The sequence below is a fragment of the Paraburkholderia panacisoli genome, from assembly GCF_008369935.1.
GTDB lineage: Bacteria > Pseudomonadota > Gammaproteobacteria > Burkholderiales > Burkholderiaceae > Paraburkholderia > Paraburkholderia panacisoli.
Genome location: NZ_VTUZ01000045.1, coordinates 44,146 through 56,238, shown reverse-complemented (window position 1 = coordinate 56,238; position 12,093 = coordinate 44,146). Strand labels below are relative to the sequence as shown.

Annotated in this window: 8 protein-coding genes; all 8 read left to right on the top strand. The window is 64.7% G+C overall.

All coding sequences use genetic code 11. From position 1 onward, the window contains the following. Positions 1–353 precede the first annotated feature (353 nt). The 8 genes from FVF58_RS40620 (at position 354) to truB (ending at position 11,992) form a co-directional block, all read left to right on the top strand. Positions 354–1,586, top strand: a complete 1,233-nt coding sequence (locus tag FVF58_RS40620; protein WP_149675290.1) for a pyridoxal phosphate-dependent aminotransferase — start codon at positions 354–356, stop codon at positions 1,584–1,586. A gap of 359 nt (positions 1,587–1,945) precedes the next feature. Beyond that, positions 1,946–2,956: an SMC-Scp complex subunit ScpB gene (gene scpB, locus FVF58_RS40615; protein ID WP_149675289.1), complete on the top strand. Its 1,011-nt coding sequence runs from the start codon at positions 1,946–1,948 to the stop codon at positions 2,954–2,956. 63 nt (positions 2,957–3,019) lie between these two features. Further along, a complete protein-coding gene (gene rluB / locus FVF58_RS40610) occupies positions 3,020–4,876 on the top strand; it encodes a 23S rRNA pseudouridine(2605) synthase RluB (protein WP_149675288.1) in 1,857 nt (618 codons plus the stop codon). 505 nt (positions 4,877–5,381) lie between these two features. Continuing rightward, positions 5,382–5,840 carry a ribosome maturation factor RimP gene (gene rimP / locus FVF58_RS40605; RefSeq protein ID WP_007182297.1) on the top strand — a complete coding sequence of 153 codons (459 nt, stop codon included), beginning with the start codon at positions 5,382–5,384 and terminating at the stop codon, positions 5,838–5,840. Beyond that, a complete protein-coding gene (gene nusA, locus FVF58_RS40600) occupies positions 5,837–7,312 on the top strand; it encodes a transcription termination factor NusA (RefSeq protein WP_149675287.1) in 1,476 nt (491 codons plus the stop codon). Before rimP ends, nusA begins: the two co-directional genes overlap by 4 nt. Before the next feature lie 94 nt (positions 7,313–7,406). Beyond that, positions 7,407–10,373 (top strand): translation initiation factor IF-2, encoded by a 2,967-nt coding sequence (infB, locus tag FVF58_RS40595; RefSeq protein WP_149675286.1) that lies wholly within the window; start codon positions 7,407–7,409, stop codon positions 10,371–10,373. A 224-nt stretch (positions 10,374–10,597) separates the two neighbouring features. Continuing rightward, a complete protein-coding gene (rbfA, locus tag FVF58_RS40590; protein WP_149675285.1) occupies positions 10,598–10,963 on the top strand; it encodes a 30S ribosome-binding factor RbfA in 366 nt (121 codons plus the stop codon). Positions 10,964–11,056: 93 nt separating this feature from the next. Beyond that, the gene (truB, locus tag FVF58_RS40585; protein WP_149675284.1) at positions 11,057–11,992 is read left to right on the top strand and encodes a tRNA pseudouridine(55) synthase TruB; all 936 of its coding nucleotides are present in this window, start codon (positions 11,057–11,059) and stop codon (positions 11,990–11,992) included. Positions 11,993–12,093: the final 101 nt, after the last annotated feature.

Below are 12,093 nucleotides of genomic sequence, written 5' to 3'. Positions count from 1 at the left end.
CGCGAGCGTGCTGCCGTGGTTGGCGCTTCGATGGGGGCGCGACCACTCGTGCCGCTTGTGGAGCGCAGGGGCGAACTGGTGCGCTGGCGCGACCTGACGGCATCGCCCGCAACGCGGTGGGGCGGAGGCTTGGGGTCTGCAGCAGCGTCGCGATTCAGGCGATGGCCCGCGCGTGGCGAGCAATGGCACGCGCGCGGGCGAGCGTTACCGCCCGGGCAGCAAACTTTGCCGTAACCGTCCTTTCGGCCGTACCCGGCCGGCTGCCGCCTTCGCTGCTTCCACGACGGGCGCCGCGCTAAACTATCGCCTTTCCTGAGCATCAGCCTTTATTTTTTCTCCGTGCGGAAGCCTCGATGAGCGAATTGGATTCGTCTGTGCCATCCATCCCGAATGCGCGCGACGCCGTGCGCGCGCTGCGTCCTTCGCAAATTCGTGAAGTCGCCAACGCCGGTTTCGGCGTCGACAACGTGCTGCCGTTCTGGTTCGGCGAATCCGACCGGGTCACGCCAGCCTTCATCCGCGACGCCGCCAGCTCCGCACTGGCCGCCGGCGCGACGTTCTACACGCACAACCTGGGCATCGCACCATTGCGCGCGGCCCTCGCGAACTACGTCAGCGAACTGCACGGTGCGACCTCGGCGGACCACGTCGCGGTCACGAGCGCCGGCGTCAACGCGTTGATGCTTGCCGCGCAACTGGTCGTGGGCGCCGGCGATCGGGTCGTCGCGGTGACCCCTCTCTGGCCTAATCTGGTCGAGATTCCGAGGATTCTTGGTGCGCATGTCGAGACGGTCGCGCTGGGCTATGGCGAGCGCGGCTGGCAGCTCGACGTCGAGCAATTGCTGGCGGCGCTGACGCCCGACACGAAAATGCTGCTGATCAACTCGCCGAACAATCCGACCGGCTGGGTGATGAGCCGAGACGACCAACGCGCCGTGCTCGCGCATTGCCGCCGCAACGGCATCTGGATCGTCGCCGACGAAGTCTACGAGCGTCTCTACTATGGGCACGCAGACTTAGCCGACTCCGCGGCGAGCGGCGCGCAGGCGCGTACCGCGCCGTCGTTTCTCGATCTCGCCGCGCGAGACGAGCGCGTGATCTGTGTGAACTCGTTCTCGAAGGCGTGGCTGATGACCGGCTGGCGGCTTGGCTGGATCGTGGCGCCCTCCGAATTGATGGACGATCTGGCCAAGCTGGTCGAGTACAACACCTCATGCGCGCCGTCGTTCGTCCAGCAGGCGGGCATTGCGGCCGTCGAGCAGGGCGAGCGCTTTACCCGGGAACTGGTGCACGATCTGAAAGCGTCGCGCGACCATCTGGTGCGCGCGCTGTCGGCCGTGCCGGGTGTCGACGTCAAGACGCCGCCCGGCGCGATGTACCTGTTCTTCTCGATGCCGGGTGCGTCGCGCAGCCTCGAACTGTGCAAGGCGCTGGTGCGCGAAGTGGGGCTGGGCGTGGCGCCCGGCAGTGCGTTCGGTCCGCAGGGCGAGGGTTTCGTGCGCTGGTGCTACGCATGCGACACGGCGCGGCTCGACGCAGGCGTCGAGCGTCTGCAGCAATTCCTGGCGCGGCACAAGACCGTTTAATGAGTCTGGCGGAGAAATAGCCGGTCTGGCGACTGAAACAGCCTAAAAAAGGGCGGAGTTTTCGCCGGGTTTATCTCCGTTTTTTCGCTCAGGTTCGCCGGCCGGAGCGCGGCCAGAAAATGCGCCGGGGATTCCGCCTTTACGCACTGATTGTTTTTGCGTAATATGGCGCTCAGTCACGCGATTCCTTTTCAGGAATATCGCTGCTCCGTCCGGCTGGGTTTGGCTCGATAGTCTGTTTCGCCTCCCCCCGGTGCGTGCTCCCATCAATATGACCGATCAGAATCGGGCGAGCGCGTCTTCAGTTCCACATCGTCTGTTTGATCCGGTTCTTTGACCACAGGGTCTGACCTAGCTGCATGAATACCCAAGAGGCGAAGATCGTCCTCGAGACTGCCTTGATCTGCGCGCAGGAGCCGTTAAAGCTCGGCGAGTTGCGCAAGCTCTTTGCCGACGGCGTGTCGGCAGACACCGTTCGGACTTTGCTCGAAGACCTCAAGCAGGACTGGTCTGGGCGCGGTGTGGAGCTGGTCGGGCTGGCGTCGGGCTGGCGGTTTCAAAGTAAGCCCGCGATGCGTTCGTATCTGGATCGTTTGCATCCTGAGAAGCCGCCGAAATATTCGCGCGCGGTGCTCGAAACGCTCGCGATCATTGCCTACCGGCAGCCGGTGACGCGTGGCGATATCGAAGAGATTCGCGGCGTCACGGTGAATACGCAGGTCGTCAAGCAGCTCGAAGATCGCGGCTGGATCGAAGTGATCGGTCATCGTGACGTGCCGGGACGTCCGGCGTTGTACGCGACCACGCGGCAATTCCTCGACGATCTGGGACTGACCGCGCTCGACGAATTGCCGCCGCTCGCCGATCCGTCGGCGCAGCTGAATGTGGATCTGCTCGGCCAGCATGCGATCGAGTTTGCCGATAGCGAGGCTGGCGAGACCGTGCAGGAGTCGGCGGCGGGCGAACAAGGTGAGGCCGGCGAACTCGCGGAATCGGTGCAGGCAGCTGAAGCGCCGGTCGCAGACGCAGCAGGGGCCGGGTTGCACGAAACCGAAGCAGCCGGCAACGCCGCGGAAGCCGTTGCGGCGCCGCAGCCGGACGCGCTCGACGCGCCGGCCGTGCAAGAACATGCCGAAACGGCACATGCAGCATCGCGGGCCGGCATCGCCGGGTCCGCACAGAACCACGATCCGGTCTCCCAGGCCGATCCGGCAATACCCGCGCACGACTCGGGCGCACTCCGCAATACGGAGCGCGCCGCCGAGCCGAACCCGACCACGGCGGCGCACGGCGATCCTGAAGATCGTCGCGATGCCGCACAGGACGCAGGCGTGCTGACCGACGACGAACCTGAGTCGCGCAGCGCCTGACGTAACCGAACTTTTTTGCCACGCCCGCAACGGGCGTGCGCGACCTGACATTTTGAGGTTGTTTTGACACATACCCACGACACCGATTCGTCCGAATCCGAGCGCGCCGTGCCGTCGGCGCGGGCCGACGAAGCGCGCACCACGCAAGCGTCGGCAGGCGAGGGCGAGCGCCCGGTACAGAGCGCGGAAGCAGAGGGCGAAGACCGTCCGCGCCGCGGCCTGCGCCGCGGACCGCGCAGCCTGATCGCGCGGCGCCGCGCCGGGGCGAAGGCGAAGGGCGCCGAAGGGGCGCCCGCGCAAGGCGCGCCGGTCGTCACCGAAGCGCCGCCGGACGGCGAGGTGGTCGCCCAAGTGCGCATGCCGCGCAAGGACGGGGGTGCCAAAGGCCAAGGCTCGCGGCGCAACGCCCAGGCGGGCGGCGCGAAGCGCGAGGCTGGTCAACGCGACGGAGCGCCGCGCGAAGGTCAGCGTGAAGGTCAGCGCGAGCGCCAGCCGCGCGAAGGCGGTCAGCGCCAGAATCGCCGTGGCGGTGAAGCGGCGGCAGCCCCCGAAGCGGGCCAGGACGATCTGTTCTCGTATGTGACTTCGCCAGCGTTCGACGCGGACAACAGCGCCACCGGCGGCGTGCGCGCGCCGATGCTGCGTCGAGGCAAACCGGCCGCGCCCAAGCGCGTGCTGGCGGCGGACGACGACGCGCCGAAGCTGCACAAGGTGCTGGCCGAAGCGGGCATGGGTTCGCGACGGGACATGGAAGAGCTGATCGTCGCCGGACGGGTTTCGGTGAACGGCGAGCCGGCTCACATCGGCCAGCGCATCATGCCGACCGACCAGGTTCGCATCAACGGCAAGCCGGTCAAGCGCAAGCTGGCCAACAAGCCGCCCCGGGTGCTGCTGTATCACAAGCCGACCGGCGAAATTGTCAGCCATGCGGATCCGGAAGGCCGTCCGTCGGTGTTCGATAACCTGCCGCCGATGAAAACCGCCAAATGGCTCGCGGTCGGCCGCCTCGACTTCAACACCGAAGGTCTGCTGATGCTGACCACGTCGGGCGATCTGGCGAACCGCTTCATGCACCCGCGTTACAGCGTGGAGCGTGAATATGCGGTGCGCGTGGTCGGCGAACTGGCCGAAGGCATGCGTCAGAAGCTGCTGCACGGCGTCGAACTGGACGACGGTCCGGCGAACTTCCTGCGCATCCGCGATGGCGGTGGCGAAGGCACGAATCACTGGTATCACGTTGCGCTTGCCGAAGGGCGTAACCGCGAAGTGCGTCGTATGTTCGAAGCGGCCGGTCTGATGGTCAGCCGCCTGATCCGTACGCGTCACGGCCCGATCTCGCTGCCCAAGGGCCTGAAACGCGGCCGTTGGGAAGAGCTCGAGGACAATCAGGTGCGTGCGCTGATGGCGTCGGTCGGCCTGAAGGCGCCCGCGGAAGAGCGCGGCGGCCGCAGTTCGGCGCCGGAGCGCAAGCAGCCGGACCCGATGCAAACCTCGATGGGCTTCATCGGCCGCGAACCCGTACTGATGTCGCATAGCCGGTTCGAACAGCAGCCGCGCGGCCAAGGCCGGCGCGGCGCGGCGGGCGGTGGCTTGGGCGGCGGTGCGGGCGCCGGTTTCGGCGGCGGCTACGGCAACCGTGGCGCGGGCCGCGGCGCCGGTGGTTTCGGCAGCGCGCTGGGCGGCGGCACGGGTGGCCCGCGGGGCGGCCGTGAGGTCGACGGCAATCGCGCGCCGTCGCCTGGCGGCAATCGCGCCGGCGGCGGCAAGCGTGCCGGTGGCAGCGGTGCAAATCCGGGCGGCAATCGCGGACCTGGCGGCAACCGCGGCGGCAACGCCAATCGCGCGGGTGGCGGCAATGCCAACCCGGGCGGCGCCAATCGTGGCGGTGGCGCGCCGCGCGGCCGTTCGCGCGGCCGTTAAGCCGCGAGCTTGGCCTCGCATGACGGCAGCCGCGAATCGTTCTTTGACGATTTAGCGGTCGCCGTCCGATTCGATCGACGCTCGCCGCGAGTTTCAGACAATGCACGAACCGCGGTGTACGCAGAAAATGGGGCAGGGCTTGTTTGCCCGTGCTTGTCCGGCGGCGCAGGCCGCCTTGCAAACGGCGCGCAACGCCCCGATATCGTCGAAAGATTCCCATGAAATCAAGCGGAAATGCGCTTCGCACGGCGCTCTGCGGTTTGCGTTTGTCCCGAAAAATGGCTACAATCGCGAAGTCGCTGGGCGTGCGGCTTTTCACGTGCGGCTCAGGTGCGACCACAGGTAATAAGATGATGGGCGTTTAGCCCATTTTTTTTTGCCGCTCAGTTCATCGTGGTTCGGCATCTCGGGTTCGCACTAACGTGCGCCGGCTTGGCGCGCGGCCCGCATTGGTTGTTTGCAAAACAGGCGGCAGGCTCGCTGCGCGAACATCTAAGAGGGCACTGTGCAACTGACGGAACTGATTGAAACCACGGTCGTGGGACTCGGCTACGAGCTCGTCGATCTCGAGCGCACCGGGCGCGGCATGTTGTGTATCTATATCGACCAGCCGGCCGGGATCGCGATCGAAGACTGCGAGAAAGTCACGCGTCAGCTCCAGCACGTTCTGACGGTCGAAAATATCGATTACGAGCGGCTTGAAGTGTCGTCGCCCGGTCTCGACCGCCCGCTGAAAAAACTGGCGGATTTCGAACGCTTCGCAGGCAGCGAAGTGGTAATCACATTGAAAAAGCCATTGGACGGACGGAAATCGTACCGGGGCATCCTGCATGCTCCGCAAGGCGAAACGATCGGTCTGGAATTTGAAGGGAAGGAAGGCGCCGCGATGCTCGATTTCACGCTCGCGGACATGGACAAAGCACGCCTCGTTCCGAAAGTTGACTTTAGGAGCCGCAAACAATGAGTCGCGAAGTGTTGATGCTGGTGGATGCGCTGGCACGCGAGAAGAATGTCGACAAAGACGTGGTATTTGCCGCGCTCGAGGCGGCTCTCGCTTCGGCCTCCAAGAAACTCTTCGAAGAAGATGCGGACATCCGCGTCCATATCGACCGTGAAAGCGGCGAGCACGAAACGTTTCGCCGCTGGAAAGTTGTGCCGGACGAAGCCGGCCTGCAGGAGCCGGATCAGGAAATCCTGCTGTTCGAAGCACGCGAACAGAAGCCCGAAATCCAGCTCGACGAGTTCATCGAAGAACCGGTGCCGTCGATCGAATTCGGCCGTATCGGTGCGCAGGCCGCCAAGCAGGTCATCCTGCAGAAGGTGCGCGACGCCGAGCGCGAGCAGATCCTGAACGACTTCCTCGAGCGCGGCGAGCACATCATGACTGGCTCGGTGAAGCGCCTCGACAAGGGCAACTTCATCGTCGAAACCGGCCGTGTCGAAGCGCTGCTGCGCCGCGATCAGCTGATTCCGAAGGAAAACCTGCGCGTGGGCGACCGCGTGCGCGCCTACATCGCGAAGGTCGATCGCACCGCGCGCGGTCCGCAGATCGAGCTGTCGCGCACGGCGCCCGAATTCCTGATGAAGCTGTTCGAGATGGAAGTGCCGGAAATCGAACAGGGCCTGCTGGAAATCAAGGCGGCCGCCCGCGATCCGGGCGTGCGCGCGAAGATCGGCGTGGTCGCGTACGACAAGCGCATCGATCCGATCGGCACTTGCGTCGGCATTCGCGGTTCGCGCGTGCAGGCGGTGCGTAACGAGCTTGGTGGCGAAAACGTCGACATCGTGCTATGGTCGGAAGATCCCGCACAGTTCGTGATCGGCGCGCTCGCGCCGGCAGCCGTCCAGTCGATCGTCGTCGATGAAGAAAAGCATTCGATGGACGTCGTCGTAGACGAAAACGAACTGGCGGTCGCGATCGGCCGCAGCGGCCAGAACGTGCGTCTTGCCAGCGAACTCACCGGCTGGCAGATCAACATCATGACGCCGGACGAATCTGCGCAAAAGCAGAATCAGGAGCGCGGTGTACTGCGTGACCTGTTCATGGCGCGTCTCGATGTCGACGAAGAGGTTGCCGACATCCTGATCGACGAAGGCTTCACGAGCCTCGAAGAGATCGCTTATGTGCCGCTCAACGAAATGCTCGAAATCGAAGCATTCGACGAAGACACCGTTCACGAACTGCGTAATCGCTCGCGCGACGCGCTGTTGACGTTGGCGATCGCGAATGAAGAAAAGGTCGAAAATGTAGCGCTCGACCTGAAGAGCCTGGACGGCATGGACGCCGACCTGCTCGCAAAGCTGGCCGAACACCAGGTCCAGACGCGCGACGAACTCGCCGAGCTGGCCGTGGATGAACTGGTCGAGATGACCGGAATGGAAGAGGATGCCGCTAAGGCGTTGATCATGAAAGCACGTGAACACTGGTTCCAGTGAGAAATGACCATGGCGCACTAAATTGAACGCGGCCGTCAGGCCGCATGACCCGATGCTAACCGCAAGGAATAGGTCCTTGCATTAAGAGGAATGAATGGCGAGTAACAACGTAGCCCAATTTGCCGCGGAACTGAAAATGCCTGCAGGCGTGCTGCTCGAGCAGCTGCAGGCGGCGGGCGTCCAGAAAGCGAGCGAAGACGACAACCTGTCCGAGGCGGACAAGGCGCGTCTGCTCGACCACTTGCGCAAGTCGCATGGCTCGAACGATGCCGACAAGCGCAAGATCACGCTGACGCGCCGGCATACATCGGAAATCAAGCAATCCGATGCGACGGGCAAAGCTCGCACCATTCAGGTCGAGGTGCGTAAGAAGCGCACTTTCGTCCGCCGCGACGAAACCTCCGCTGAAGGCGGGGATGCATCGAATCATGCGGCTGAAGGCGCCGAGGTCGACGACCTCGAACTGCAGCGCCGTGAAGAGGAAGCACGCCACGAAGCCGAACTGCTCGAGAAGCAGGCTCAGGAGCTGAAGGCGCGCCAGGAACAGCTCGAACGCGAAGAAGCTGAGCGTCAGGCGCGTGAGCAGGCTGCTGAAGCCGAGCGCCGTCGCGCGGAAGAAGAAGCCGCGAAAAAGCGCGCAGCGGCTGCGGCCGAGGCGGCAGCTCGCGAGAAGGTCCAGCAGCCTGTGCAAGCTGCGCAGCCGGTGGCCGCGAAGGCCGAGTCGGCGCCTGCCAAGGCAGCGGAGCCGGTGACCGCCAAGGAAAGCGAGCAGGACGACGAACGCGCAGCGGCTGAACGTGCTGCGCAACGCGAAGCCGCGAAGAAGGCCGAAGACGCGGCGCGTCAGGCCGCCGAGAAAGCGCGCGCCGAGCAGGAAGAGATCGCCAAGCGCCGTGCGGCGGCGGAAGCCGAAGCGCGCGCCATTCGCGAAATGATGAGTACGCCGCGCAAGGCGCAGGTGAAGGCGCCGGAACCGGCACCGAAGCCCGCCGAGCCGGCCAAGGCCGCGGAAGCCAAGGGCACGCTGCACAAGCCGGCACGTCCGGCTGGTGAAGCAGCGGCGCGTCCGGCGGCAGCCCGCAAGCCTGCTGCTGCGGCTCCGGCTGCTACCACCACGCCGTCCGCCGGCGACAAGAAGAAGCCGGGCGGCGGCAAGGGCGGCTGGCAGGACGACGCAGCAAAGCGCCGCGGCATCAAGACGCGCGGCGATACGAGCGGCGGTGTCGATCGTGGCTGGCGCGGTGGCCCGAAGGGTCGCGGCAAGCATCAGGATCAAAGCACCACGTTCCAGGCGCCGACCGAACCGATCGTGCGTGAAGTGCACGTGCCGGAAACCATCACCGTCGCCGATCTGGCGCACAAGATGGCGGTGAAGGCTTCGGAAGTCATCAAGTCGATGATGAAGCTCGGCCAGATGGTCACGATCAACCAGATGCTGGACCAGGAAACGGCGATGATCATCGTCGAGGAACTGGGCCATCACGCGGTTGCGGCCAAGCTGGACGATCCGGAAGCCATGCTGGTCGAAGGCGAAGCGTCCGATGCGGAAGCACTGCCGCGTCCGCCGGTCGTCACGGTCATGGGTCACGTCGACCACGGCAAGACCTCGCTGCTCGACTATATCCGCCGCGCGAAGGTCGCAGCGGGCGAAGCGGGCGGCATTACGCAGCACATCGGCGCTTACCACGTCGAAACGCCGCGTGGCGTGATCACGTTCCTCGATACGCCGGGTCACGAAGCCTTTACGGCCATGCGTGCCCGCGGTGCGAAGGCAACCGACATCGTGATTCTGGTGGTCGCCGCCGACGACGGCGTGATGCCGCAGACGAAGGAAGCGATCGCCCATGCGAAGGCAGGCGGTGTGCCGCTCGTCGTCGCGATCAACAAGATCGACAAGCCGGATGCGAATCCGGAGCGCGTGAAGCAGGAACTCGTCGCGGAAGGCGTCGTGCCGGAAGAGTACGGTGGCGATTCGCCGTTCGTGTCGGTGTCGGCCAAGACCGGCGCGGGTATCGACGACCTGCTCGAAAACGTGTTGCTGCAAGCCGAAGTGCTGGAACTGAAGGCACCGGTCGACGCACCGGCCAAGGGTCTCGTCATCGAAGCGAAGCTCGACAAGGGTAAGGGTCCGGTCGCAACGATCCTGGTCCAGTCGGGCACGCTGAACCGCGGCGACGTGGTGCTGGCAGGCAGCGCTTACGGTCGCGTGCGAGCCATGCTCGACGAAACCGGCAAGCCGACCAAGTCCGCCGGTCCGTCGATCCCGGTCGAAATCCAGGGTCTGTCGGAAGTCCCGCAAGCCGGTGAAGAAGTTATCGTCATGCCGGACGACCGCAAGGCGCGTGAAGTCGCGTTGTTCCGTCAAGGCAAGTTCCGCGACGTCAAGCTGGCCAAGCAACAGGCCGCGAAGCTCGAGAACATGCTGGAACAGATGGGCGAAGGCGAAGTGCAGTACATGCCGCTCATCGTCAAGGCCGACGTGCAAGGTTCGCAGGAAGCTTTGGTGCAGTCGCTGCTCAAGCTGTCGACCGACGAAGTGCGTGTGCAGATCGTGCACGGCGCCGTGGGTGGCATCAGCGAGTCCGACGTCAACCTGGCTACGGCTTCGAAGGCGGTCATCATCGGCTTCAACACCCGCGCGGATGCGCAGGCTCGAAAGCTGGCGGAAGCCAACGGCGTCGATATCCGCTACTACAACATCATCTACGACGCAGTGGATGACGTGAAGGCCGCGATGTCGGGCATGCTGGCACCGGAGAAGCGCGAAGTCGTGACGGGTACGGTCGAAGTGCGCCAGGTCTTCAAGGTGCCGAAGATCGGCGCGGTGGCCGGCTGTATGGTTACGGACGGCTTCGTCAAGCGCTCGTCGTCGGTGCGCGTGCTGCGCAACAACGTCGTCATCTTCACGGGCGAGCTCGATTCGCTCAAGCGCTTCAAGGACGACGTGAAGGAAGTCCGTCAGGGCTTCGAGTGCGGTATGTCGATCAAGAACTTCAACGATATCGTCGAAGGCGATCAGTTCGAAGTCTTCGAGGTCACCGAAGTCGCGCGTTCGCTGTAAGTCACGCGGCACGGCTCAACGGGCGGAGCGGGCTTCAACGCCCGCTCCGCCCGTTGTTTTTGGGCCAACCGGTTCGCGCCCGCAGTCTGGCGCCCGCGGTTTGGCGCCCGGAGCAGGTCTGCGGTCAGGTTCCGATCGACCGCGTCGCTTGCCGGCCGCCCGCATGACGATCCCCGGCCGCGCGAACAATTTTTTGCATCCGTCACCACGGATCACACAACACCATGCCTAAGAAACGTTCTTCTCCCAATCGCAACGTGCAGATCGCCGATCAGATCCAGCGCGATCTGTCCGAGTTGCTGCGCGAGGTCAAAGACCCGCGCATCGGCATCGTCACGATTCAGAGCGTCGAGTTGACGCCGGACTACGCGCACGCGAAAGTCTATTTCACGACGCTGACCGGCGACCCGCAGCACACGCTCGACGCGCTCACGCACGCCGCCGGCCATCTGCACAATCAGTTGTTCAAGCGGCTGCATATTCATACGGTGCCGACGCTGCATTTCCACTACGACAAAACGATCGAGCGGGCGGTCGAAATGTCACGTCTGATCGACGAGGCGAACGCCAATCGCGCGAAAGACGACTAAGCGCGCCGCGAACCGAGGCGCTTGACGCGATGCCGAGTTGCGCTGCGTCCCGTGCTGTTTCCCGTATTCATTGACGTCTCTCGCCTTTCTGACATGACCGCACCTCAACGCCCCCGCGTGCCGCGTCGCGCGCTCGACGGCGTGCTGCTACTCGACAAGCCGCTCGGCCTGTCGAGCAACGACGCGCTGATTCGCGCAAAGCGTCTCTATCTGGCAAAGAAGGCGGGCCACACCGGCACCCTCGATCCGTTGGCGACCGGCCTGCTGCCGCTGTGTTTCGGCGAAGCCACGAAGTTTTCGCAAGACCTGCTCGAAGCCGACAAGACCTACGAGGCCACTATGCGCCTGGGCATTCGCACGACCACCGGCGACGCCGAAGGCGAAGCGCTCGTCACGCGCGACGTGACGTGCGACGAGGCGGCGGTGCGGGCCGTTTTGCCGCAGTTCCTTGGCGATATCGTTCAGGTTCCGCCGATGTATTCGGCGCTCAAGCGCGACGGCAAACCATTGTACGAATACGCACGCGCGGGCCAGACGGTCGAGCGGGAAGGGCGTCAGGTGACGATTCACGCGCTTGATTTGCTGGCCTGCGCGCTGCCGGACGTGACGTTTCGCGTGACGTGCAGCAAGGGCACGTATGTGCGCACGCTGGCCGAGGATATCGGCGAAGCGCTGGGGTGCGGCGCGCATCTGGTCGCGTTGCGGCGCACCGGCGTCGGCGCGTTGACGCTGGCGAATTCGGTGACGCTCGACGCGCTGTCCGACGCAAACGAGAGCGAGCGCGATGGGTGGCTGCAACCGGTGGACGCGTTGCTGTCGACGTTCCCGCTCGTGCGGTTGAACGAAGAACAGACGCGCCGCTTCCTGCATGGCCAGCGTCTGAAGCTCTCCGAACTGGACATTGCTGGCGACGCCGTGAATGCGCCGCGCGTCAGGGTGTATGCCGGGCAAGGCCGCCTGCTGGGTGTCGCGAAACAAGGCGAGGGCGTGCTCGCGCCCGAACGGCTGGTGGTGACGACGGCGAGCTAGATCGCTCGCATCGATCTCAAGGCAAAGGTGCGAGCACGGCCACGCATGCGCCAGCGAGCCCTCAGCCTCGGCACTCGCGATGAAAAAAAGGCGGGACCGCT

Excerpts from the sequence above, each read along its gene's own strand:
- infB (WP_149675286.1), top strand. The coding sequence starts at position 7,407 with ATGGCGAGTAACAACGTAGCCCAATTTGCCGCGGAACTGAAAATGCCT.
- truB (WP_149675284.1), top strand. The coding sequence starts at position 11,057 with ATGACCGCACCTCAACGCCCCCGCGTGCCGCGTCGCGCGCTCGACGGC.
- rbfA (WP_149675285.1), top strand. The coding sequence starts at position 10,598 with ATGCCTAAGAAACGTTCTTCTCCCAATCGCAACGTGCAGATCGCCGAT.
- scpB (WP_149675289.1), top strand. The coding sequence starts at position 1,946 with ATGAATACCCAAGAGGCGAAGATCGTCCTCGAGACTGCCTTGATCTGC.
- nusA (WP_149675287.1), top strand. The coding sequence starts at position 5,837 with ATGAGTCGCGAAGTGTTGATGCTGGTGGATGCGCTGGCACGCGAGAAG.
- FVF58_RS40620 (WP_149675290.1), top strand. The coding sequence starts at position 354 with ATGAGCGAATTGGATTCGTCTGTGCCATCCATCCCGAATGCGCGCGAC.